The sequence below is a fragment of the Pandoraea sp. NE5 genome (genome assembly GCF_024363545.1).
Lineage (GTDB): Bacteria > Pseudomonadota > Gammaproteobacteria > Burkholderiales > Burkholderiaceae > Pandoraea > Pandoraea cepalis.
Genome location: NZ_AP025517.1, coordinates 141,228 through 166,888 on the forward strand (window position 1 = coordinate 141,228; position 25,661 = coordinate 166,888).

At 63.9% G+C, this 25,661-nt stretch carries 16 protein-coding genes; 10 read left to right on the plus strand and 6 right to left on the minus strand.

Annotated features, from left to right (window positions below):
- Positions 1-25: 25 nt before the first annotated feature.
- The 3 genes from PanNE5_RS00595 to PanNE5_RS00605 form a co-directional block, all read right to left on the minus strand.
- A complete protein-coding gene (locus tag PanNE5_RS00595) occupies positions 26-2,839 on the minus strand; it encodes a sugar ABC transporter (RefSeq protein WP_261938962.1) in 2,814 nt (937 codons plus the stop codon).
- A 568-nt stretch (positions 2,840-3,407) separates the two neighbouring features.
- Entirely contained in the window at positions 3,408-3,680 is a 273-nt protein-coding gene (locus tag PanNE5_RS00600; RefSeq protein ID WP_261938963.1) for a hypothetical protein, read from the minus strand.
- 259 nt (positions 3,681-3,939) lie between these two features.
- Complete coding sequence (locus PanNE5_RS00605; protein ID WP_261939904.1) at positions 3,940-5,166, minus strand: MFS transporter; 1,227 nt, start codon at positions 5,164-5,166, stop codon at positions 3,940-3,942.
- Positions 5,167-5,329: 163 nt separating this feature from the next.
- Here PanNE5_RS00605 and PanNE5_RS00610 point away from each other — a divergent pair, with 163 nt between their 5' ends.
- The 8 genes from PanNE5_RS00610 to PanNE5_RS00645 all read left to right on the plus strand — a co-directional run bounded on the left by PanNE5_RS00610 (position 5,330) and on the right by PanNE5_RS00645 (position 15,427).
- Positions 5,330-6,277: a LysR family transcriptional regulator gene (locus PanNE5_RS00610; RefSeq protein ID WP_261938964.1), complete on the plus strand. Its 948-nt coding sequence runs from the start codon at positions 5,330-5,332 to the stop codon at positions 6,275-6,277.
- A 163-nt stretch (positions 6,278-6,440) separates the two neighbouring features.
- Positions 6,441-6,857, plus strand: a complete 417-nt coding sequence (locus PanNE5_RS00615) for a DUF2946 domain-containing protein (RefSeq protein WP_261938965.1) — start codon at positions 6,441-6,443, stop codon at positions 6,855-6,857.
- A gap of 82 nt (positions 6,858-6,939) precedes the next feature.
- Positions 6,940-9,252: a TonB-dependent receptor gene (locus PanNE5_RS00620; protein WP_261938966.1), complete on the plus strand. Its 2,313-nt coding sequence runs from the start codon at positions 6,940-6,942 to the stop codon at positions 9,250-9,252.
- Positions 9,253-9,278: 26 nt separating this feature from the next.
- Complete coding sequence (locus tag PanNE5_RS00625; RefSeq protein ID WP_261938967.1) at positions 9,279-10,838, plus strand: PepSY-associated TM helix domain-containing protein; 1,560 nt, start codon at positions 9,279-9,281, stop codon at positions 10,836-10,838.
- A gap of 310 nt (positions 10,839-11,148) precedes the next feature.
- On the plus strand, positions 11,149-12,567 hold the full coding sequence (locus PanNE5_RS00630) for an outer membrane beta-barrel protein (RefSeq protein ID WP_261938968.1): 1,419 nt from the start codon (positions 11,149-11,151) through the stop codon (positions 12,565-12,567).
- A 264-nt stretch (positions 12,568-12,831) separates the two neighbouring features.
- On the plus strand, positions 12,832-13,677 hold the full coding sequence (locus PanNE5_RS00635) for a hypothetical protein (protein ID WP_261938969.1): 846 nt from the start codon (positions 12,832-12,834) through the stop codon (positions 13,675-13,677).
- Between the two features lie 57 nt (positions 13,678-13,734).
- Positions 13,735-14,724: a hypothetical protein gene (locus PanNE5_RS00640; RefSeq protein WP_261938970.1), complete on the plus strand. Its 990-nt coding sequence runs from the start codon at positions 13,735-13,737 to the stop codon at positions 14,722-14,724.
- Positions 14,725-14,929: 205 nt separating this feature from the next.
- Positions 14,930-15,427, plus strand: coding sequence for a hypothetical protein (locus PanNE5_RS00645; protein ID WP_261938971.1), 498 nt, complete (start codon positions 14,930-14,932; stop codon positions 15,425-15,427).
- Positions 15,428-15,595: 168 nt separating this feature from the next.
- Here PanNE5_RS00645 and PanNE5_RS00650 read toward each other — a convergent pair whose 3' ends face one another.
- Together PanNE5_RS00650 and PanNE5_RS00655 are read right to left on the minus strand one after the other, a co-directional pair.
- Positions 15,596-16,045 (minus strand): DoxX family protein, encoded by a 450-nt coding sequence (locus tag PanNE5_RS00650; protein WP_261938972.1) that lies wholly within the window; start codon positions 16,043-16,045, stop codon positions 15,596-15,598.
- 44 nt (positions 16,046-16,089) lie between these two features.
- On the minus strand, positions 16,090-16,911 hold the full coding sequence (locus tag PanNE5_RS00655) for an alpha/beta fold hydrolase (RefSeq protein ID WP_261938973.1): 822 nt from the start codon (positions 16,909-16,911) through the stop codon (positions 16,090-16,092).
- Between the two features lie 453 nt (positions 16,912-17,364).
- Here PanNE5_RS00655 and PanNE5_RS00660 point away from each other — a divergent pair, with 453 nt between their 5' ends.
- Both PanNE5_RS00660 and PanNE5_RS00665 read left to right on the plus strand, forming a co-directional pair.
- On the plus strand, positions 17,365-17,916 hold the full coding sequence (locus PanNE5_RS00660) for an antibiotic biosynthesis monooxygenase (RefSeq protein WP_261938974.1): 552 nt from the start codon (positions 17,365-17,367) through the stop codon (positions 17,914-17,916).
- 247 nt (positions 17,917-18,163) lie between these two features.
- Entirely contained in the window at positions 18,164-19,189 is a 1,026-nt protein-coding gene (locus tag PanNE5_RS00665; RefSeq protein ID WP_261938975.1) for a serine hydrolase, read from the plus strand.
- 61 nt (positions 19,190-19,250) lie between these two features.
- Here PanNE5_RS00665 and PanNE5_RS00670 read toward each other — a convergent pair whose 3' ends face one another.
- Positions 19,251-25,373 (minus strand): autotransporter outer membrane beta-barrel domain-containing protein, encoded by a 6,123-nt coding sequence (locus PanNE5_RS00670; protein WP_261938976.1) that lies wholly within the window; start codon positions 25,371-25,373, stop codon positions 19,251-19,253.
- Positions 25,374-25,661: the final 288 nt, after the last annotated feature.

Below are 25,661 nucleotides of genomic sequence, written 5' to 3' on the forward strand. Positions count from 1 at the left end.
CCTGTCGGGATCGGGGCGAGCGGCGTCAGTCACAGTCGACCCCCACGGTATGCATGACGACCGGCTTCTCGGCAACGCCGGAGACCTCGGCGCGCAGGCGACCCGCGCCATCGGCACGCCCCTTGGCCGCACCGTCGACGCTGATGCGGCAACCAGCGGCATTGGCCACGCTCACGAACGGCTTGTAGTAGCCGCCAAAGCGGAACGACAGGTTGCGCCCGGTGCGCTGGAAGTCGCGGATGAACCCGGCGGCTTCGTCGATGTGCGGCGTGCGCTCGGCGCCCTTCGGGGCGATCGAGAACTCGGCGGTGTCGCCCCCCATGTGGATGTACAGCCCGCCCGGCCCCGGCAGATAACCCGCGACGTCATCGGACGTCCCCATGTCCGGCACACCCGTGCCCGGCCAGCGCATTTCGCGCAAATCGGCACCGCTGCGCACGCGCCAGCGCGTGGCGCCGTCGGCGGCCACCTCGCGCGCCACGGCCACGCGACGCCAGTCCAGCACGCGGCGGATGTATTCCGTGGTGAAGATCGGGAACACGGGCTGCTTGAGCACCGCGTTATAGACCTCCTTGAGCGCATTGAGCGATGCGACCTTCGTGCCCGAGTACATGTGGTAGTAGAGGTTCACTGCCTTGAAGCGAATGGGCTTGTCGGTCATGGCGAACGTTTCGAGCACGCGCGTGTAGCCGTAGTAGGGCCCGAGCCAGTCGTTCGTGTAGACGTTTTCGTCCATCACGGCGGCATACACCTGGAACTCGGTCGGCAGGCTGCCCTTCGCTACGCCGTATGGTGCGATGTTGGTCCAGCTGTTGTTCGTCTTCGTGATGATCGTATCGCCGCCGTTGATCGCCAGCACGCCCGCGGCCCATGCCTTGCGAATTGCAATCGCGGGGGCCTGCGCATCGCCCGGCCATTGCAGCACCACGACCTTCTTGCCCGGAGGCGCAAGACGCCCGTTGATATAGTCGATCGAGCCCTGGATCTCGCGGTCGAGGTTGAACTTGTAGTTGGGGATGTCGAGCGAGAAGGCATCGTCTCCGCCCCACTCCTTGTTCGCCTTGCCAGTGATACGCTCGCCGGTGGTCTGGTTGATCTGCTCCAGATTAAACGGGTGCGAGAAGGTGTGCGTGCCGATCTCGACGTTCGGCAGTGCGAACATCTTGCGAGCAATCTCTTCGAGACGCGGCGAAATCTTCGGATACAGCCCCTTCGCGCCGACCTCGCCCTCGATCACCGACAGCGTCGTGGGCACAGGGTACTTCGTGTAGATCTGTTCATACAGCGCCATCGAACCGTAGTCGACCCCCGGGAATTCCGCGCGCGAGGCGAAGCCGTCGCCGTCGACGTGCACGAACATCAGTCGGCGGCCGTTCTCGGTGGTCACGTCGGGCACTGGCATCTGCGGCAGCGCCAACGCCTGGCGCAGGAAATCGATCGGCTGAATCGCCCAGCGCTCCTGCCCGATGCCGGCCAGCGACGTCACCCCATAGGGGTTCAGCGTATAGCCGCCCCACGGCAACATGCCGGCCATGTCGTAAGTGTAGGTGCCCGCTTGCAGGCGCAGCAGCGGCTGGCCAGTCGGTCCCACGCGCACGCCGAGGGCGTCGCGCACGTCGGGCGTCGGCATGATCTCGAAGCCCATCATCGGCGCCTTGCTCACCACGCTCGGCACCACCGAGCCGGGCACGGTGCCCGCCACGCGCTCGAAGCCCAACACCTGAGCCGTCTGCTGATCGATCGGGAAACCGAACTGTCCGATCACCGCCACGCGCATGCCGTCATGAATTCGGGCCAGCAGCCAGCGTCGCCACGCGCCGGCATTGTTCACATTGCGATCGATGGATACGACGATGCCCGCATAGCGGTCGGTACGTACATTGGCCGGCATCGGGCCCTTGTTCACGTCGACATACTGCACGTCGTAACCGAGGTAGTTCAGCGGCATCGAAATATCGCGCGCGCCGGTCGTCAGGTCGATGGGTTCGCCGTCGCCCGGCGCCTGCACCATCAGCACTTTGCGCGGCATCACTTCGATGCGGCCGACACCGACCGTCTCAACGTCCGGATCCGTGACGAACGCACGCACGCCTGTCTGATTGAGCGTGCGCGCCGTATCGCGACGGCAGGCCACATCCGCGCTCGCGCAGTAGTCCATCGCAAACGTCGGCAGATGAGATTGCTCGCGCAACGCTTTGAGCTGGTCGAGCGCGGACTGTCGCGCGTCGGCCGGTGTGTCGACGAAAATCATCGCCCGAGCGTCGTATCGATGCAACAACCCGTCGGCCAGCACACCGGCAAGCGCGGGGGCCAGCGACGACGCCAGGCTCAAGTGGTTTCGCAGTACGAGACGCGCATCGGCATAACGGGCGCGCACGGCTTTCACGCGCGCGGCGATGCGCGCGTCGCTATCGGCATCAGCCACGAGCGGCGCGCCGTCGTCGATCAGGAAATTACGATAGCCTTTCGCCCAGAGCGGCGCGACGCGCGCGTCGACGAACGCCTCTGGCGTTTGCACGGTGTCGCGAGCGTCCAGGCGGGCGAACCAAGTGGTATGCGGGGTGAGCGATGCGTCGGGCGCCGAAGTTTGTGTCGGGTCGATGACGACCCAATCGAAGGACTGCAGCGCGTCGACCGGCAGGTCGCGACCGTAGTAGAGCGCGATGTCGGGCACGGCGGACGACAACGGCGCCATGGCCGCCGGGGCGGGCATTGTCGGCGTTACCGATGGCGCTGCGGCCAGGGCCATGCCGGCCGGGATCATCGTCGTGAGCATGACGAACGACCGCAGCGAACCGGTGACCATGCCGCGCGTACGGCGCAACCAACGGCCGAACACATTACGACTTCCCCGATTCCCCAAAACGCCGCGGAAATTCCGTGCCTCCGCCGCGAATGCTTGTCCCTTCGATGCCATTAGCGTGTGTGCAATCAATGATTTGCGTTCGACCGTATCACGCGTCGCACGCACTGATCAATCTTCGGAGTCTCCCCGCCGGACGGCGAAACCGTCAAACGGGAAAGTTCGTGGTGGTACGTTGGCCGCAGTTCCCCCCCCGGGGCGGTGACCGATGTCGCACGTACGCGTCAATAGCGCAATCTACGACGGGATGATGTCTGATACCTGCGCTCAAGCACGATGCCTGGGATTCGAGCCTGGACGATCGCGCGGCTTGAATTGAGCGACGGATTTCCAGATGACCCGATTCGTCCTTCCCGCGAAGGACTGTGCGCATGCCGATTGTGGCATTTGGGCTGCCCAGCGCCGCAAAATTCGATGTCATCTCACCGTAGCTACGGACTTTAAAGGGCAACCGTCCCATCAGCGTCCCCCAGACAGTTATGGGAGGGTTGACGAAATTGAACGCATGGGCATCGCGTTCGTCCGCAACCGCTGCCATCGTCGATCAGCCGTATTGGGTAAGGGTTTGCCGTGCGCTCACATGGGAGCCGGCACCGCGCCCGGCCTCACCCGCCGCGTCCACCATGCTGAAGATCCGGCGGGTCGGACCGTCGGACGAGGCGGCCAACTCCCGCGCCACGCGCCAGAACGTCTCCAGAAACGCCAGCGCCGCGCCTTGCAGCGGTTCATAACGACGGGTGACGAGACAAGTTGCACTTTCGTCGGTAATGGCTTCGAAATCAAGTATGACGAAACGGTCGCGCATGTCCGGCGACATAGTTCAGAAGCCGGTAAGACGGGCTTGCCCGAGGCCGGGAGCCGCCGATGACGACGGTTTTGCATCATCGGCTGGCCTGGCATGGGTGTCAATCGGAGGTTGACGCGGAAATTTGGCGTTACCGCCCGGGCCGCCATCGATGTGGCTGACGGCGGTGCCTGACACTGTGCGACGTCTCGTCGTGGCGGCGGTGCTGACGACGCCGGCGGTGTTCAGAACGCCCGGTGGACGTCTCCCCGCGCACAACCACCGCCACACATCAGGGGTGACCCGCCGCACGGTCCACGCAGCCGAGGATGAACAACGCGCCACTGAATCCCAGCGCGACGACGCACACGCCACGCCATCCTTCCCACGCCCACGCGGCACCCGAGAGCACCGCGCCAAACGCGCCGCCTACGAAGAAGATCCCGACGAAGAGTGCGTTCAACCGGCCGCGTGCCGGCGGATTGATAAGGTTGATGGCGCGCCGTCCGAGCGTCTGGTCCGTAATGACGCCGGCGTCGAGAGTTGCGGCGCCGGCAACCAGGAGCGCAAGCGCCAGGCCCGGGTGCATCGTTGGCGAGAACCCGCCCCATCCGGCGCCCGCAGCGCCAAGCATGAGCACAGCGGCAATCATTGCGAGATGGGCGACGAACTGCGTCGTGCGACCGTGCCCACGATCCCCCAGATATCCGGCGAGCGGTGTCACGACGGCGCCCGTGGCGCCAGCCAGTGCGAAGCCCGCGATCCCCTGCATTCCGAGCGAAAACGGCGGTTGTGCGAGCAGGAGTGCGATAGCCGTCCAGAACGCGCTGAATGCGCCGAGCGCGAGCGCCGCCTGCATGGCGCGCCGTTGCAGGACCGGCTCTGTGCGCAAAAGCGTCCAGAGCGAGCGAAGCAAAGCCGGATAACGTGCCCCGGCCTGTGGTTTGCGATTCGGTAACCGGGCGTACAGCACGATCGCAAGCAACGCGTTGGCCAACGCCGCAACGCCGTAGAACGTGCGCCAACCCCACGCGCCGGCGATCAGACTCGCGAGTGGACGCGACAGCAGAATGCCCAGCATCAGGCCGCTCATCACGTTTCCGACGGCCCGCCCTCGACGGCTCTCAGGGGCCATCGACGCAGCCATCGGCACGAGCATCTGGATCACACTGGACGTCGCTCCCGCCAGGAACACCGACACGAGGAACACACCGCCCGACTGCGCGAACGAGGCGAGCGCAAGAAACGCGGCGCAGCAGGCGAGCGTCCGAAAGATGAGTCTGCGATTTTCGACCAGATCGCACAGCGGCACGAGTAGTAGCAAACCCGTCGCGTAGCCGAGCTGCGGCAGCATTGCGATCAGACCCGCAAGCTCCGTGGGCAGCTTCAGCGCGCGACTGACAGGCCCGGTCAACGGTTGCGCCGCCGACAGATTCACGACGACGATGCCGACCGCGGCGGCAAAGAATACTGTCAATGGCGTGGTCAACGTGACAGGCGTCGCTGGCGATGGTGGCATGGGCGCGACGACGGCGTCGCGCGAACAGGGGGTAGCCGGCTGAGTCATGTTTCGATTCCGATGAATGACTGAAGGTCACAGGGGGTGACGGTTCGGCTGATTGTAGGAACAGGTTCGTTATGCCACAATTGAATTATGTTTATATTCATTATGCCAATTTGTTTTGAACACACATGACTTGCAGGCTTTCGTCGCCGTGGTCGAAAGCGAATCGATGGCACAGGCATCGGAGAAGCTTTTCCTGACGCAACCCGGTCTCACACGACGCGTCCAGAATCTGGAGAAGATGCTGGGCGTCGAGTTGCTTGACCGGCAAAGCAAGCCGCTAAAGCCGACGCCTGCCGGACGCGAGGTGTACGGATTGGCCCGCACGGTGTTGCGCGCGGTCGACGACCTGAAAGCCGTTACCTCGCCCGATACGGAGCCGTCGGGCGAATTCCGTATCGGCGTGCCGCCATTTCTCTCGGCGCTTGCGCTGGAACAACCCATCGACTTTCTGCGCAACACCTTCCCGAAGCTGACGCTTCGAGTAACGGCGGCATGGTCGCCGGGACTGTTGCAAAGTCTCGAGCAGGCAAAGGTGGATGCCGCCGTCGTGCTACTGCCGGAGAGCGTGGCGTTGCCCGAAGGTGTGACGTCGACGCTTCTCTCGCGCAAGCCCATGGTGGTCGTCGCGCCCAGCGCCTTCGGGCTGGCCAACAAGCCGGTGACGCTCGCCGATCTTGCGAATCATCCTTGGGTACTGAATCAGGACGGTTGCGGCATGCGCTCGGGACTTGCCAGGGCGATGGCGATGGCCGGATTGCCGTTCAACGTCGCGGTGGAAGCGTTCGGCTCGGAGTTGCAGTTGTCGCTAGTTGCGCGCGGCCTCGGCATAGGACTGGCCACCCCCGAAGTCCTTGCACGCAGTGCGCATGCCAAGGCGCTGCAAGTCCTCGACGTGCCTGAGTTCCGAAGCGGGCTCAACGTCTGGCTCGTGCACGGCGCGTTGCCGAGCCGGCTCGCTCGCCCAGTCGCGTTGATGCGCGACGCGTTGGCGGAGAGGCTGGCAGAGGGTGACGTCCGGCTGGCGCCCTCCACGCCCACACGCAAGCGACGCAAGACATCATGAGATTCCTCGTCGCCACCTTGGGTGTGGATGGCGGACAAGCGGCGAAGCGGCGTTTGATATATCGGAGACCCACCTTTTAGCGAATGCGACGCATTCGTGATACGATCCGGGCGAATTCCAGATTCGGCCATCCCGGCGGACCGAAAATCGGCCTTTCACCACGATGCTCACTCGCTCACGCAAACGTTTCAGCGCATGGCTTGGCTTGACCGCCATGTGCCTGGCGCTTTGCGCGCCGATCGTGAGCCAGTGGCTGGCCGCGCACCGCGCGAGCGTTTCGCAGATCGACGCAACCTTCTGTACCGCAGACGGATTGACGCCGTCGGCCGTGCCAACCATCGCGCACGACGATTCGCACGCGGACATGCGTCACGCACCGGCCGCCGATCATGGCGGGCACGGTGACGCCTGCGGCTATTGCTCGTTACTTGCGAACCATCCGCCGCTGGTCATGCCGCCGCACGCAAGTGCGGTGTCGTTTGTCTGGATCGCCCGGGCCGGTCCGACGTCGGCCGTCGCGCCACAACCCCGTCCGCTCGCCTACATTCCGCCCGCCCGGGCCCCGCCGCACCGTTCCTGATTGACGCCTTTTCTTGCCCGGCAAGCCATTGCAATGCATTGGCCTGCCGGTCGTCATTCGCTCATCGCAGTCAGGAAAATCCATGCTCTCTCCCTTTGCGCCCAAGACGCCGCTGGCGCTCGCGCTGGCCGCCGTGTTGCCGGTCATCGCCCACGCCGCCGATAACAACGATCAAACCCCGACCGCTTCTGCGGTCGAACTCGCACCGACGTCCGTGACGGCGTCCTCAGAGCGCTTGCCCAAGCGCGTACTCGATCCCAATCTGCCGTCGTCAAGTGCGACGGTAACCGCAGACCAACTGCAATATCAGAATGTCGAGACGACCGAAGATGCATTGCGTTACGTCCCCGGTATGGCCGTGCGCCGCCGCTTCATCGGCGATCTGAATTCGACGATCGCCGTGCGTGGCACGAGCAATTCGCAGACCGCGCGGGGTCTCGTCTATGCCGACGGTTTGCTGCTCAGCAACTTCCTGGGCAATACATGGACGTTCGCGCCGCGCTGGTCGATGGTGTTCCCCGAGGAAATCGATCAGGTCGATGTGATCTACGGCCCGTTTTCGGCGTTGTATCCCGGCAACTCGATCGGCGCGACCGTTCTCGTCAGCACCCGCATGCCCGACAAATTCGTCACGGACGCGAAGATCCAAGGGTTCACGCAGCACTTCAATCTGTTCGGTGTGAATCGAAGCTTCAACGGCAGCAACGTGAGTGCGAGCGTTGGCGACAAGTTCGGCAACCTGTCGCTGCTGGTGGGCGTCGACCACATGGAGAACACGGGACAACCGCTCCAGTTCTACACGGCGACGCAATCGACCACGCCTGCCACGGCAAGCGCCAAGGTCGTGAGCGGCGCGTATTCCTATCGCGACCAGAACGGCGTGCCGGGTGTGGTGATGGGCGTGAACGGAGAAGGCATCGAGCGTGTGACGCAAGACCAGCTCAAGCTCAAGGCCACCTACGATTTCACCCCGACGCTGCAAGGCGGTTTTAGCTTCGGTTACTGGCACCAGAACTACAACAGCCAGACAAGCACGTTCCTGCGCGATGCGAACGGCAATCCGGTGTATTCAGGGACGGTCAACATCAATGGCTACCAATATGTCATTCCGGCATCGGCTTTTGCGCCGAGTCAGGGCGTGAGCGAGAACCTGCTTTACGGCCTGTCGCTCAAGACACGCCACAAATCCGGCTGGAATTGGGAAGCCATCGCGTCGTACTTCGATATTTCGCAAAGCGAGGCCCGCACGGCCAGCACCGGAGCGCCCGGCAACGGACCGGGGACGGTCACGTATGGCGACGGTACCGGCTGGAAGTCGATTGACCTGCGCAGCACCTATACGCCCGCCCAGGTCGGGGCGGGCGCACATTGGCTGGCGTTCGGTTATCACTTCGACACGTATTTCCTCGATAACCGCACGTTCAACACGTCGGCATGGGTCAACGGAAACGATACGTCGCTCGCCAATGCGTTCGGCGGCAATACGCTCACGCAGGCACTGTATGCCCAGGACACATGGCAGTTCCTGCCGCGCTGGAAACTGACCACAGGTCTGCGTTACGAAGATTGGCGCGCCTATTCTGGGGCACGCACGCTCGGCGGCCTGACGGTGCCGTATGCGGGATCGTCCGACAGCCACTTTTCGCCGAAGCTGTCGCTAGCGTTCGCGGCGACGCAAGACCTGACGCTGCGCGCATCCATCGCACGCGCCTACCGGTTCCCGACCGTCTCCGAGCTCTTCCAGGGCTCGATCACCGGCACGAACATCGTCAACAACAACCCGGGACTGCGCCCAGAAGACGATCTCGCGAAGGAGTTGAGCGCCGAGTGGCAACTGGAGGTCGGCAAGGTGCGCGTTTCGCTGTTCCAGGACGACGTGAAAAACACGATCTTCAGTCAGATAAATACGACCGTGTTCCCCAACGTCACGAACTTCCAGAACATCGACAAGGTTCGCTCGCGCGGTATCGATACGGCTTTCGACGGTCAGGACGTCCTCTTTCAAGGCCTCGACATCGCCGCCGGCCTGACGTACACGCAGTCGAAGATCATGGCGAATACGAATAATCCAGCGTCAGTTGGCAAGTACTTCTATCGGATTCCGCTGTGGCGCGCGAATCTGGTGGCGACCTACCGCTTCAATGCGAAGACGGCAGTGACCGGCGCGATTCGTTACTCGGGCCGTCAGTACAACACGCTGACCAATAGCGACAACAATCCGAACACGTTTGGCGGCACGAGCACCTATACCGTCGTCGATGCGAAGTTCACCTACAAACCGACTGCGCGCACGCAAATCGGTATCGGCGTGGATAACCTGTTCGACACGCGCTACTTCGTTTATCACCCCTACGCTGGCCGCACCTTCTTCATCGAAGGCAAGTTCGCCATCTGAATCGCAGGCCAAGGAGATCACGAATCATGGGGATACCTTTCACGCCGATGCGCGACGTGCCGGCCAATCAGGTCGCCAGCCGCTATCGCACGCTGTGGCGCTGGCACTTCTATGCCGGGCTGTTCGTCATGCCCTGGCTCATGGTGTTGGCCGTCACGGGAACGATCTACGTCTTTCAACCACAGATTGAACCGTGGCTTTATCACGACCGAATGGTCGTTGCCGCGTCACAGGCACCTCGCCTGACCGAGCAAACGCTCATGAAACGTGCTTCGGCATCGCTGCCGCGAGGCGCCACGATCAGTTCGGTCGAGGTGAATCGCGATCCGGCACGAAGCGCGGAATTCATCTTCCGCCTACCCGGCGGCGAGCGCGAGAGTGTGTACGTCAACCCGTACTCGGGCGAGGTGCTGGGCACGCTGAGCGTGGAGCATCGGCTGATGAAGCAGGTGCGCCAGTTGCATCGCGCGATGATGCTCGGCAAACCGGGGGAGTTGCTCATGGAGCTGGCCGGTTGCTGGACACTGGTCATGCTGGCGACTGGTGTGGCGCTGTGGTGGCCGCGCGGCAGCGCGACATGGGCGGGTGCGCTCAAACCGCGACTTCAGTTGCGTGGCCGGCCTCTGCTGCGCAATCTGCATGGCGTCGCGGGCCTTTGGCTCGCGGCGGGCGGACTGGCGTTTGTGCTCACCGGGTTGCCTTGGTCGGGCTCGTGGGGCAAGCAGTTCAAGGCCATCGCGACGCAAGCGGGCATGGGCTATCCTGCCGGCGCGTGGGGCGAAGCGCCGGTACGCTCTCGCATGCCGACAAAGATGGATGATCTACCGATCGCTCAAATGCCGTGGGCCGTGGGCGACACGACGGTGCCCAATTCGAAGGTGCCGGCGCACGAGATGATCGCCATGCATGGCGATCACGGCGATCCGGAAATGATCGGAATGCAAGGCATGGGCGCCTCGTCTCAAGCCGGCGGCGCAAGCGCCGCCGACGAACATGCCGCGCACGGTGGCGGTGGCGCCAAGAACGGGCTGACGATCGCCCAACTTGGCGCTCAGGGTGCGCTGCCCATCGACCGCGTGATGGAAATCGCGGCGAGCAAAGGCGTGAGCAGCGGATACAGCCTGGTCGTTCCGTCGCGCGCCGATGGCGTCTACACCGTTTCTTACTTCCCGCCTGATCCGCGCGACGAACGCACCCTGCACATCGACCAGTACAGCGGCACGGTGCTGCGCGACATCGATTACGACGCCTATGGCGGCGTCGCGCAGGCGATCTCGTATGGCACGTCGCTGCACATGGGCCGATACTTCGGCGCCGCAAATCAATGGCTATGCGCGCTGATTTCGATGGGGCTCTTCGCCATGGCAGCCACAGGCGCCGCGATGTGGTGGATACGCCGCCCGTCTCGCTCGCTGGGCGCACCCGCGCGAATGCCAATGCGCGTTCCCATGCGTGGCTGGATCGTGTCCCTGGTCGTGCTGGGCGTCGTGTTTCCGCTGATGGGCGCGACGATGCTCGCGGTCTGGGCGCTTGACCGGATGTGGGTCAGGCGGGCAACGAAGCCGCTGCGGCAGACGGCACAATGAATGTCGTTGATGGGACCCCGCTGGGCAGGGGACCATCCCGCGCGTATGCGTCTGCATCAGTGCATTGTGAACCCGCAATCCAGCGGAGAACGACGATTGAGGCCATTACGCAACACGCATGAATATGTCAAAACTATTTGAATAATGTCAAAGTCCCTCGCCAAAGCCATGGTTATGCTCGACCAAGAGTCGGATTCGACATGCGCATGCTGGATAGCGCACATGACCATAACATGGGTTCAGAGAGGCGAACATGCAATTTGGGCGAGCAAGAACGAGGGCTGGCAAGCCATCAAGGCACGACGGTGTCGTGCGGCGAGCCGAGGCGCCGGCGCGGCTACGCTTGCGGCACAGCAATCTGCTGTCCCTGATTGCCACGGCTCTGGTGTGGTCATCCCCGGTGCTTGCCCAGGACAAAGTGGCGCAATCGCCCACCGGCGAACCGCCATCGCCCGCGGCTCAGGTGCCCAGCCTGCCACCGCAAGCACCCAGCGATAACGCTGTTCCGGGCAAGGCCCCGGATCGCATCCCCACACCGGCCAGCCCGGCGAGTGCCACTGGCGCACCGTTCTCGCTCGGATCGTTCCTGATCTATCCAGAGCTCGCCACCTCGTGGATGTATGACAGTAATGTCTACTTTTTGCCGAACGACACTCGCCTGAGCGACCGGGCCTGGATCTTCTCTCCGGCGATCCGGGCCGAATCGAACTGGGCCAAGCATGAACTGGATTTTCACGCGTCCTTGGACAGTACACGCTACTCGACCTACACGTCGGAGAATTCGAACGATTTCCATTTAAGCACTGAAGGCCGCTACGACTTCAGTGCGAATACCAACGTCTACGGTGGCGTGCATTTCTCACAAGAGCACGAAGACCGCGAGTCGCCCTCGGCGCGTAACGGTTTGACACCCACTCAATACCATCAATTGCGCCTGTATGGCGGTGTGTTTCATCAGTTCGGTCGGGTCTCGGTGCGCGTGGCGGGTACGGCACAGCAGCTCACTTATAACAACGTCAACTTCCTCACCAGCAGCGGCGCCGTCAACATCATCAACAATAGCGACCGCGACCGCTGGCAGTACACCGGCGGCGTGCGCGTCGGATACGAGGTCACGCCACGCATCGAGCCCTACGTTCAGATCGCCTTCGATAACCGGTACTACAACAGCTCGGTCGACGATCTCGGCTATGAGCGCGACTCGACCGGGATGCGCTATCTGGCCGGCGTCCGATGGAACATTCCTCGCGTATTGAAACTCGATGCATTCGCCGGGTGGCTGCGACAGGATTATCGAGATCCGCGATTCGTCGACGTCACCGCGCCCGTGGTAGGCGCCGCGCTGCAATGGGTACCTACCGATCGCACCACTGTGTCGGCCTATCTCGACCGAACGGTCGAGGAAACCACCGTCACGTCAACACCGTCGCCCAGCTTGTTGCTGGTGTCGTCGAGCTATTTGAACACTTACGCATCGCTCGGCGTCGAACAACGCTTGACGGAAAAACTGACCGTCAGGGGCACCGGCTCGCTGTCCCACGTCGCTTATAAAGGCATTCCCCGCAGCGACGACTACTACGGCGCCACGTTGGGGATGAGCTACCGCTTTCATCGGAATCTATTGCTCGACCTGAGCGTGACCGCACGACGACTCAATTCAAGCGTCCCGACCGAGAATTTCAATCAGTACACGGTGATGGCCCGCGTGGTCATCCCCTTTTCGCACTGATCGTCCCCTGCGAATTATGCGTCGCCGGCACCGAATCCGCCGGCACGCTGCCGCATAAATGCGACGCTGCGCATCGGACTTCGGGTTGCCTCAGACAAACGCCATCCGCGCCGCTCGGCTGCATGCAATGCCCTTGATGCGCATCAATATCCGCAGCGTGCAAGCTGCAAAAATGTAGTCGAACAATACAGGTCGACACGAGTGCATTCGGCCCTGATCACGTGAATCGGCGCACTTCCATATCCATGCAACGAGAGGAAATTCATGTCCACCAAACCCCTATCCATGACCAGAATCGTCATTGCCACCGCAGCGTCGCTCGGCATGGTCATGAGTGTCAGCAGCACCGCCCCGAATTGGCTGGCTTCACTGGCGCCAATCTCATCCGCGCATGCTCAGAGCGGCACACCGAAGGGCGCGGGCGGGCCAAGCGCCGAGCGCGGCAACAAGGGCAAGCGCGGCTCGTCAACTGATGCGGGTTCAAGCGGTTCCGGCCAAGGCGGCCCGAGCGCCGACAGCGATGCGAAAGGGCCGAAGTATGGCGGCGGAGGCTCCAAGCCAGCCCCGGGCACTCAAGGAGGCAAACCGGCTTGGGCGCAGGAAGGCATTCCTTCGGATCTTGAACTGGGTCGCCTGAACGTAGCCCGCGCGCCGTCTCATGTGCTTGACCGCTCGCTGGCCGATGCGCTCTCCAGCATGCAACCGGCGTTCTATAACCAGGTTCTGGCGATCGCAGACAACGCCGCGCTCACCATGGATCAGAAAGTCGCGGCGCTGCAAACGTTAGTCAAGCAGACGTTCACCGATACGTCGGTTGTCATGGTCGACTCGCCACTACAAAACCTGGCGCTCTATAAAAATCTGCTGACCACCGGTCAGATCGTCAGCAGTTCGGGAACTTACGACGCGAGCACGTCGGCGACCCGTGCGCTCCTTCTTGCTGCGGTGTTCATTGGCACGGCGTCCGACAAGACATTGCCGGTCAGTACCGCAACTGTCGACGCCATCAACAAGATCATGACGCTGACGCTACCCACTGGTATTTCGGATGCCGAACTTGGTGCCATTGCAGAAGCAGTGCGCGCAGCGATTGCGGAAGCGCATGGCTGATCGCCGCCGCGCGCAGTTGGTCACGTCATTCGCCATTGAACGTTCGAGCCACGAGAAATGGGCGCCATCATGAAACATAAGGTCCGGGTCGCCATGCTTGCCATGGCGGCAATCGGCACATCTCTGCTCGCGCCGGAGCGCATTGGCACGCCAATCGTCTCTGTTGTGATCGGGCTCGCCAACGCGCAAGACGCAGGCGGAGGTGGCGGCCATGACAGTGGCGGCAGCAGCGGAGGGCATGACAGCGGCGGCGGTGCCAGTGGCCATAACGGCGGCGGCAGTGGGCGTGGCGGTGGCGGACATGATGCAGGCGGGGAAACCGGGGGGACCGTGGAAAAAGGCCATGGCACGCGCTACGGACACGAGGGTCACGAAAGCGGCCAACACCAGGGCGCCACCTCTCATCCCTCGCCAGGTGCTGAGCGCTTCGGCGGCGGCAGCGGCATACGTGGCAATGGGCAAGTGCCCGAGGGGGTCGGCCGCTACGGCAGTGGAGCGGCCCGCCTGGAGGACGTGGGCCGCACGCGCCTGCGTTACTGGGGCGGGTGGTCCAACCCGGATGATCCATTGACGCCGCCCGACCCGGGAACCGAGACAACCACGCCGACGATCGGTGACACGTCCGACTTCATTCCGGGCCCGGGGGGTGGTCCGGCGGTCAACGTGCGCAATTCGCTCGACAGTTCACCGCGCTGCCAAGGCGTATCGCTGGGTATGACAGCCGCGCAGCAATTCAGTGGCAGCAATCTGTTGCGCTTGAACACGGCGCGCGGCGAGGTCGATCCGGCGCTGGCCGCCAGCGGCAAGATCGCCGCGCCATATTTGATGGGCAACCTGCAAAGCGAACTGATCAAGCCCGCACCGAATCCGGAACTGGCCGGCACGTTGCTGGGCCTGGTGGCCAAGGCACCGGTCACCGCCGGAGCCGTCATGAAAATCGGATTCCTTCTGTGCGCCAGGATGAACGACACACAGGCGGACCAGATCGCCCAGATTGCAGAGCAACAACGAATGGCGCTCGCCGCGACGCCCGCGCCGAGGAAGTAAGCATGCCACGTCTGGCCGACGAAATAATGGCCGTCGTATCGATTTGCGCGCATGCCATTGCGGCCGTCGCGCAAGCGCAGAGGGGTGAGCGGCTATCACGTTCAGGAGCATCAGACGTGGTTGGAAAGCCGTCGCTCGTCGCAATCGCATTGGTCGTTTCGTAACCCGGCAGGAATTGCCCTGCATACAACGATTGGAGAACACCATGAAATCGCGCAAATTGATTGCCTCGTTGGTCTTGTCCTCAACCCTCGCCTTGCTACTGGGCGGAACCGTGGGAGTCGCCGTAGCTCAGGACCAGACAAAAGACCAGTTGCGGGACAAGGATCAGCTTCAGGACAGAGACCGTCTGAAAGACAAAGACCTGCTTCAAGACAGAACCCGAGACCGGACACAAACGCAGTCGCGAGACACCATCTACGGCAGCCAGTTGATGACGCCGAGCGAACGTAACGAGTATCGCGCCAAGATGCGTGCCGCCAAGACGGTGCGCGAGCGTGAGGCCCTGAGACTGGAACATCACCGCCAGATGCAGGAGCGCGCGCGCGAGCGCGGCGTGACGCTGCCGGATATGCCTCCGGCGCGCGGCAGCGGTACCGGCGGCCGAGGTGGCATGGGCGGCGGCATGGGCGGCGGGGTTGGCGGCGGGGTTGGCGGTGGGGTGGGTGGCGGTGCCGGTGGTGCGGGCGGTGGAGGCCGATAAGCTGGCGCGCCTGCGCTCATAGGACACATCTCGTCGGGGCGGCGACCTCGTAGCGACCGCATGAGCGGCATCAGGATACGGCGTTCGCCTTGCTCGGGCACCGGGATCTCCTTACCCGCTCCCCCGACGAGACGCCTCACGTCAAATGAGACGAGCGAAAGCGTGTCATCACGATCCTCGGCAAACGTTTGTGCTCAGGTCATACCAAGCGACGGCGACGAATCCGCCCACCAGTCCGAGATGCTCGAAAAAGCCGTTGGCAAGCATCAGCCGCGCCTCGGGAGGCGCGGCCCAGAACCGGTTGGCGAGACACGACGCCGCCAGCGTAAATCCGGCCAACGCCAACGCCCCCAACCACCGCCACCGGCCCGTCAGGATCAACAGTGACGCGCCGATTTCAAGCACGATAACGGCCAGTGCCATTGGCGCGGCCGGCGACAAACCGAAGTGCCGCATCTCGGCGATGGCGCCCGGGAAATCCATCGCCTTGTCGATGCCACCTTGCAGATAAGCGCTACACAATAGCAACAGCGCGAGCCAGTAGATCCAGCTCGGTAGCGAACACGTCTTGCGAGCAACCGCAGATGAAACATCCGGCGACGGCGGGAGGGGAGCCATAGAGCACCTCGGTTAACACACGCTGATCAGAACGCCCAGCAAGCTCACGGGTTGATGAAGGCCAGCAGGTCGGCGTTGACCTGATCGGCGTTGATCACGCACATGCCGTGGGACGCCCCCTTGTACACCTTGAGCTTGGCGTTGGGGGCGATCTTGACCGACAGCTCGGCGGCATGGCCGATCGGGACGATCTGGTCGTCGTCGCCGTGCAGGATCAGCGTCGGGATCGTCATTTTCTTCAGATCTTCCGTGTAGTCGACTTCCGAGAATTCCTTGACGCACAGATACTGGCCCAGAATGCTGCCGGTCATGCCCTGCGCCCAGAACGCGTCGACGGTGCCTTGCGACACCTTGGCATCCGGACGGTTGAAACCGAAGAACGGCACCGCCAGGTCCTTGTAGAACTGCGAGCGATTGTCTGCCACGCTCTTGCGGATGTTGTCGAACACCTCGAGCGGCAAGCCGTTCGGATAGGCGGCTGACTTGGCCATGATCGGCGGCACCGCGCCGATCAATACCGCGCGCGCGACGCGCTGGGTGCCGTGCCGGCCAATGTAGTGCGCGACTTCGCCACCGCCGGTCGAGTGACCGACCAGCGTAGCGCCCTGAATGTCGAGCGAGTCCAGCAGCGACGCCAAGTCGTCTGCGTAGGTATCCATATCGTTGCCATGCGCCGACTGGCTGGAACGCCCATGTCCCCTACGGTCGTGCGCGATGACACGACAGCCGTGCTGTACCAGGAAGAGCATCTGCGCGTCCCAGGCGTCGGCATTGAGCGGCCAGCCGTGCGAGAAGACCACGGGTTTTCCGCTACCCCAGTCTTTATAGAAAATTTGCGTGCCGTCTTGGGTGGTGATCGTATTCATCGTCTGCGCTCCGAGGAAGGAATGGCGGAATAGCGAGGGCAACTTCGGGTTGAAACCGGCGTGGGCTGCATTTGCACCGCGGGCCGCCACCGTGGCGGCCGCACCAAGTGTGTCGGCACCGCTCGCCGGCCATCTGCGACTCGAGGTGCCGACGGTGCTGGAGGGCGTCGGGTGTTGTGCTGCAACGCCTGACGGCCGATCACAAGGAAGACTAATGGCTCTGTGCCGGCGCCGCCATCGTCACTTGGTATTAACCGCCCGGGCTGCCCGCCTCGGACGATTCGCTAGAATGCGCTTCCCCCCGATTGGGCGTCAATCAGCCGTTCACGGCTCGCGATGTGCACGTCTATCTCACGCGCGTCGGGCGCGGCACACCTTTGTGCTATTGGTGAGCCCGCTGGACTGTGATTTGATGATGGCGTTCTCCCCATCACGCCCTGCGCATTGCCCATCATGACCCGCGAGCCCAGCGACATCGTCACGAGCATCATTACCCACGAGATCATTCCCGAAGCGACGCATCGCTACGAGCAATGGCTCGCCGACATCCGAAAGACTTGCGAGCGCTTCGAGGGCTATCTTTCCACCGATGTGATCCGGCCCCTCGGTCAGCAGCACACCTATGTGGTGATCATTCGTTTTGACGGCTTTGAAAACCTCACGCGCTGGATGGAGTCTGCCGAACGCCGCGAATTCCTGAAGCGTATGCAGCCCTTTTTGCCGAAGGGCGATCGCTACCAGATCCGCACGGGACTGGAATTCTGGTTCGAGCCTCCTGCGCACAAGCCCGCCACGCCATGGAAGCAGTGGTTGGTGACGTGGTCTGCAATCTTTCCCTTGTCGGTCCTGGTGCCTTGGCTGCTCGGGCCGGTATTCGCCTTGTGGCCCTTCCCCGGCGAGTCGATCGTCGCCCGGATGGCCGGTTCCGCGGTGATCGTGTTGCTGATGGTCTACGTCGTGATGCCACGCTACACGAAGGCGGTCGCCGGCTGGTTGTTTCGCTGAGGTGTAATGACCCAGCGGAGCCAGCACGGGTCAAGCGGCTAACGCGAACGCCTCAGCCGGCGTTTTCAACTTTAGCGCCTGGTGGCGCCGTCGATGGTTGCGGAATTGAGTTCAGTCGGCCCTCTACCTACCCAAAACAAGGGATCGCGACGGCGCCGCCCGCGTGTTAACGTTGCCCCGGCCTCGCCGCAGCGGCAAGCAGCGCTCGGCACGCTGCTCACCGTCCCTTTTCCAGGAGCCTTTTGCGATGACCGATTTTCGTCCCACCCGCCGAAAAGCGCTGAAACTCACGGCGGCGTCACTTGCTGCACCGGCGTTGCTGTCGCCCGCAACCAGCGCCATCGCTGCCGGGCGCGCCGATCTCGACACCGCCATCAACCGCTTTGTCGCCCTCGCGCCGAAAACGACCAGTTGCCTCGTTGCCGTAACCCCACCCCAAGGGCCGGGCTGGCGTGCCGGCTACGCGCCGGAGCAACGCCTGTTCGTCGGCAGTGCCGTCAAAACGTATATCCTCGGCCAGTTCCTGCTTGACGTTGAGTCCGGCCGCAATCAACTCTCCGGCACCCAACTCTGCACCGTTAGTGACGCCGTGCGCACGCCGGGCAGCCCAGTGCTCATCGGACTGAATGGACAGACGCTGTTCCGAACCGCACTCGAGTCGATGATTTCACACAGCGACAACATCAGCACCGACATCACGCTAGCCGCTGTCGGGCCGGCGCGCGTGCGCGAACTGGTCGGGCGAATGGGACTGAACACGGTTCGCATCCCCGATTCCACGCGCGTCCTCTTTTCCTATCTGGCGGGCGCGCCGTCGGGTGTCGATCTCGGCTGGGACGGCATGCAAAAGCTGGAGCACAACGAGAAGGTCTATTACGACAATCATCTTCTCTCACCCCGCACCGATGTCATCAACGACAAGCAATCGATGACCAGTTCGGCCAACGATCTCGTGAATTGGTATCAGCAGGTGCTGGCAGGAAAAGTCTTCACGAAGCCGACGTCACTCATCGAATTCAAGCGAATCTCCGCGATGGCCGACGCGGTGTGGATGACGGTGCCCCAAGGGCTGCTCGCCTATGGCAAGGGCGGCAGTCTCGACTGGGGGACGTTCCACGCCCTGTGCTTCGCCGGGCAGATGCTCGTGGGCAAAACGCCGGTGACGTTCAGCTTTACGTCGAACTGGCTGGACGGCAAGACCAGCGGCGAGCGCACCGAAGCATTCATCTCGGCAGTCAGCGACGTCCTCAAGGCCGCCGCCAACGCCGTTTGAGTCATCCGTGACATCGGTCCCGAACCGTCGTCCGGGACCGCGACGTATCCCTCCTTCGGACTCAGAAGTGCTTCGCCAGCCGCAACGCGGCGCTTTGTACCGTCTGTGACGATGCGGTGCGCAGGTTGTATTCCGCCCGAACCTCGAGCCCTTTCGACGACAGCAGTTCAACCCCAAGCGCAAAGTTGCCGTAGACACGCGGCTGCGATGACGTGATGCGAAACGCCGCACTCGGGAACTGGACGAACGACGCCTCGGCGCTCACATCCCCCTTCGACGCAAAGCTCATCCCTGCCGACAGATAGGGGCGCACGGTCGTGCCACGATAGTCGAGACGTGCGCCCACCTCGACGGCGGGACTCAACACCGCCGTTGTGCGCCCCTCGCTTTGCATCGCAAGATCGAACACGCCGGCGCCACTTTCACGGTAAGCCGAATTCCTGTCGTAGACGACGTCCAGATCGGTGTAGGGCTTCACATACCCTGCGGCGTAGTTCAATTGATAGGACAGCCGGGATCGTGCGCCAACAAAAAAGGCGTCCGGCTGACTCGTGGCTCGCGCGGACGCCCCCGGATATTCGATCGTTCGATTCTGCGTGCCGCTCTCGTAACCGCCCAGCACGGCGAGCGCGATTTGCCACGGCCCCATCTGACGCTTCAACGTCAGTCCGCCCCGGAAGCCATCGCTCGATATGTCCAGCGAGCGATCCGACGAGCGGGCATGCGTCACCACGTAACTCGCCGAACCGCCGACAAACCAGTCAGGCGCAAACTCCTTCTGAGCCCCGAACTGATAGGTCACCTGCTGACTGCGGAAGCCCACATCATCCGCAGTTTGGAAGCGATCGGCGCGGGTGCCGATCACGCGCGCCCAGACGCAACTGCCCTCGCCCATGCGCGTGCCGTCGGTGATGAACTGCGGGCAGCTCATCAAGCGATTCAGGAAGTCGTAGTTCTCATGCCCTCGCGAACCTGCGCGCATGAGTGACGCCGCCCCGGAAAGCACGTCCAGCGTCTTGCGGTAAGACGCCGCATCGCCCGCACTCACGAACGGCTGGAACAAGGGGCCCGCCGCGACCATGCCCGCGTCCCAATGGGTCTGAAGTAGGTCCGCAAACGACGCCTGATTCGCATTGAGCGACACGCCCGGCGGCCGGAAGTTGGCGTCCACCGAAATCAGCGGATCCCGCGAGCCGCCATAGTGATCCTTCATCTGATAGTTGAAGACGAGCGCCGTACTCTTCGCGACGGCCGTCTCACCGGTCGGCGCGTTGTCGAAGTGCCCGATCCCAAGCCAGATGTTCTTGACCGGATTGCGAAGGAGCGGCACGACGCTGCCGCCGAACGTCAATGCCCCCGTCACCGTCAGGAAGTCGCTGTTGTGATTCGTGAAATCGAGGTCGGGCGCGTAGACGCCGGTGCCCGTCTGCGAGAAGCTGCCAATGATTTTCGACGCCTGGAACACGCCCGCCCCCCCGGGGCTGATCGTGCCGTAGTTTTGCGTCAGCCCGGCCGAGAGCGACTGCGCCGTACGTAGCTCGCCGCCCGCGCGGTTCTCAACCGTGCTGTCGGTCGTCAGTTCCACATTGCCCTGCATCAGGCCGCTGTTGACGACACTCGCGCGACTCAGCGACGCGACAGCCGTTGCCGCCGATACCGTACCGGCATTCTCGACGGTCACGCCATCGGTGTTGATGGCGAGAATGCCGATCCCCGAAGTTGCATTGGCCATCACGCTCGCGCCGCTGCCGATCGTCACGCCGATCGGCTTGCCCTGCATCGAACCGCCGCCCGCGTTGCCCATGCTGATCGCCGCAATCGCGGGGGAGTCCGCGCCCATGGCGGCAACCACGCTGCCCGGTTGAAGCGTCACGTCGATTGCGCCGCCCGTGTTGCCGCTCGCGCTCCCAGGCTGTTTCAGCCATACGCCGCCATCGCTGAACACGGCCCCGCCGCCAAGACTCATCGCAAGAATGGCCGGGGCATGCCCGCCGTCAGTGACCACACGGCCGCTCGTATTCACCTGCACCGCGCCCCCCGCCCCCACGGCGCCGGAGACGTTGGCCTGCCGCACCATGTCGAGACCGTAGGTCACTGCGGCGGCATCGCCTGTGATACCGCCTCCACCGCCCACGGACTGCGCCAGCACGCCTGCCGCCCCGTCGCCATGCGTTTGGACGCTACCATCGATGACCACGTCCACCTTGCCGCCGTCGTTGGCGCCAGCGCGTGTGACGACATTGTTGACCGACGCTAGCGTGACGCGTCCCGGCGCGGTGGTCACGCCTGCAATGCCGCCTCCCCCGCCGACGCTTTGCGCAACGATGCCGTGCGCATCCTGACCCAGCGTTTGCACCGCGACGTTACGCGCGACGCTCACGTCGACGTCCGCGCCGTTGCCGAACGTGTCGCCTTGCGCCCCGAGCGTCAGGCTGGTGACCGGCAGCGCCGACGGATTGCCGCCCTCAACCAGCGCGACATACCCGCCGCCACCGCCGATACTTTGCGCCAGCACGCCGAACGACAACGCCCCTCGTGTCGACACGACCGCCTGGTCGGCTGCAGGGTTCGTCAGATCGACACTGACGCTACCGGCGTTGGCTTGCAGACTGCTGCCGCCCGCAGGCGACGCACCGAGCTTGATGACCGCGCCCCCGAGCAAGGACGCAACCGACGCGTCGACGGTCATGCCGGCGGCGCCGCCGCCCCCGGCAACGGACTGCGCGAAAATGCCGTGCGAGAGCACACCGCTCGTATCGATGCTGCCTGAACCCACGACCGAGACGGGCGCACCGTTCATGCTCGACGGCGACAGTTCGCCGCTCAGCGTGCTGCCCAACGTGATGACCGGGACGGCGACCTGCTGCCCTGCAGCGAGATGCGTGCTCGCATTCCCCGTCAGGCCCACCGCTGCGGCACCGCCGCCGCCCGTGATGCTTTGTGCGATGACACCGCTCGCGTCGTTCCCCTGGGTCGCGATGACGCCACCACTCTTGACGTTCACGCGAGAAAACTGTCCCGCATTTCCCGCCAGATTGCCGGTGTACGTTCCCCCAAGCGCGAGCGACACCGCCGGCGATGTCGATCCGGCAGCAGCCCCGAGGCTGCTCGCGCCGAAGGTGTAATCCGTCGCGGCCGCCTGCCCTCCGCCGCCGGAGATGCTTTGCGCAAGGATGCCAGGCGAGCTGTCGCCGGTGGTTTGAATGCGACTGGCAGCATCGCTGGCGTCGACATTGACCGTCCCGCTGCTTCCCCCGCTACCGCCCTGCCCCCCAACGCTGACATTGACGCTGTGTTGCGCGCTGGCGAGATTCGAGCCGAGCAGGTCGATGAGGCGGGTGATCTCATCGATGATGCCTGGCGCGTCCTTCGGTGCCCAATTCGAGAGGAAAAGCTCGAGGTTCTGCGAAGTCGCCGCCCCCGCTCCGCCACCGCCGCCCACGCTCTGCGCGACGATACCCGGCGCACCGAAGCCCGTCGTGGACAGCGTTCCGGTGTTGAGTACATTCGCTTGCCACGCGTCGCCGCCGGAGCCACCCGATCCGCCAACGGCCACATGCGTCCCGACATTGGGTGAGACGTTGAAGTAGGTGCCAATCCTGCCAGCCATCACGCCAAGCAAGCTATCGACGCTCGAAAGCAGGCTCGACACGCTGGTCGATGCCGCCGTGCCGCCCTGACCGCCGCCACCCCCGATACTCTGCGCGACGATCGCCGCCGCGCCGGCGCCCGATGTCGTCACCGGGCCGTGGTTGTTGATGGCGGCCACGTTGCCGGCCCCGCCCTCGCCGCCCGTGCCACCGACGCGAACATCCACACCAACAGTGAGTGAACCGAACGCCACGTTCATCGAATTGCCGGAGGTCGTCAGCCAATTGCCGATCGACTGCAACAGCCCCTGAACCGATCCGGGTGCGCCGAGCGTTGCGCCGAACGACTTCGCGGTTTCCTGTTGCACCATACCGCCCACGCCACCGCCGCCACCAATGCTTTGCGCGACGATGCCATACGAGTGATCGCCAGCCGTGAGCACGCTGCCGTCGACGTTATTGTTGACCAGCGCGACTGCACCATCGCCCCCGCTGCCACCGGCACCGCCGATCGTCGCGCCCACGCTGATGTTGAAGCGACGGTTCGGCGTGGCGATCGATTGCGCCCGTAACGCGGCGGCAGCACTTCCCCCTGCACCGCCACCCCCGCCGATGCTCTGGGCCAGTATGCCGATGCTCTTGTCACCCAGCGTCCAGATACCGCCGCTGTTGTCGACCTGGGCCAACCCGCCGCCGCCGCCGTCGCCGCCGCTACCACCGATGGAGACGTGCGGACTGAGCGTGGCGGAAGGCACCTCCGGGCCGAGATCCGGCGCGATAGTGAGGGTGGCCGAACTGGCGAGTCCGCCATAGCCGCCGCCACCGCCGATGCTTTGCACGACGACGCCATCGCTTGCCACGGCCTGCGTCGTGACGCTGCTCCCATCGTCCAGCGTGGCATGCGCCACGCCACCCGCGCCACCGCCCCCGGCGCTGCCGCCATGACTGACGGCCACACCCAGTCCAACACCGACGGTCATGGCGCTGGACGACCCGCCAGCGCCACCACCGCCCCCCACGCTTTGCAGCAGAACGCCGCTCGAGCCCGCGCCAGCGGTCGAGATCGCTCCGCCCAGATCCATGAGGGCATCGCCGCCGTTTCCGCCGGCACCGCCGTGCCCGCCGGTGGCAATGCCAACGATGATGCCGGTCGTATCGGCGTCGCCGCCGTGCCCCCCGCCGCCACCGATGCTCTGCACCTGCACACCGGCGCTCTGATCGCCCGTGGTGAAAATCGAGCCATTGCTGCTGAGCGTCGTGTTGCCACCGAGTCCGCCGTTGCCGCCGGACCCACCGCCGATGTTCATGATCCCCTGACTCAGTTCAGCCGCCCCCGCGCCGCCCCCCACCGCGTGCGCCAGAATACCGACGGCGTCGTTACCCGACGTCATGATCGTGCCGTCGTTTTTGATATCGACGGCCAGATTTCCGGTGTTGCCACCCGCACCGCCATTCCCGCCATGTCCCGACCAGGGACTGGATTCGCCACCGTTCCCGCCTGCGCCCCCGACGACCGAAACCCGCATCCCCATCGCACCGACGCCGCGCGTCGCGATGCTGCCGGTGTTGATGAGCGTGACGGACCCCGGCGTTCCGCCATCGCCGCCCTGAAATCCGTTACCGGTGACACCGCCGCCGCCATCGCCGCCGTCACCCCCAAGGCTGTAGGCGGCAATGCCCGGTGCGTTAGCCCCATCGGTGGAAATCGCCGCGCCGTTCGTGATGGTGATGTTGCCGGCGTTACCGCCGTTCGAGCCTTTGACGTCCGTGCTATCGCTCATGCGTTTCGGGCCGTTGCCGCCGACGGAACGCGCCAGCACGCCGACTTCGCCATCGCCATGGGCGGTCACGGTGCCGTCCGCCGTCGACACGGTGACATTGCCCGCATTCCCGCCCCATCCGGAGAGCACATAGCCGCCCTCCCAGTCATCGATTCCCAATCCCCCCTGACCGCCCAGCGATTCGGCCCGAATGGCCGCGCCCCCACTTCCGCCGCTCGCACTGGCAGTGATGGTGGCCCCGCCACGCACGACCACGCTGGCATCCCCGGCGTTTCCCCCGACCCCGCCGTTCACGCCGGGCCCCCAGGGAATCGCGCTGGTCTGTCCGTTCCCGCCGATCGATTGCGCCGACAGCCCGAAGCCCACAGCGCTTACCGAGCCGCCATCGAGCGTCAGGCGTGCGAAATTGCCGTTCCCGCCGTTGCCGTTGCCTTCGCCGCGATTGCCCCACAGACCGCCGTCTCCCCCCTTGGAGAGGACGGAGGCGCCAAAACCGTTGCTAATGACGGTGCTTTGCGCGAGCACGAAATCGACGATGCGTCCAAAGCCGCCGCTGCCGCCCCAGTGATCGCGGCCACTGACATCGTCGCCGTTACCGCCGTTGCCGCCGCTCACGTCGACGGCGACGCCGGTCGCCCCATGCGTCGAGAGAATGTTCAGGCCCGAGAGCGTGCGCTCGACGTCGATCTGACCGGGTGCGCCGTCGAAACCGTTGGCGTTGTGACAGCACCCGCCTGTGGCGCCGCGATAGTCGAGAAACAGCGGACCGGACGTCTGCGCAACGGCCGGCCCGGCGAGCATGAGTCCTGCCACGCCGCATATGGCCTTGAGGCGACGTGGCGTCGCCCTTGCGGAAAACCGTTCTCCCACGCTGCCCCCCAATCCGAAAGCGTATGCCCGACTCCCGGATTTGCACGCCGTGTCACTTCGATGTCGTGCGCATTTTCTCGATCCTTGCGCAGCGCGAACCCGTTTGTGCGAAACGTAGCATTCGATGTGTGACGTCTGGCATCCCCCGAATTGAGTAAATTCGGGCTCTGCCTACCCTGTTTGGGGGATGGGCGCTACGATAGCGGTGCGCTAATTTGCATGACATTGTCT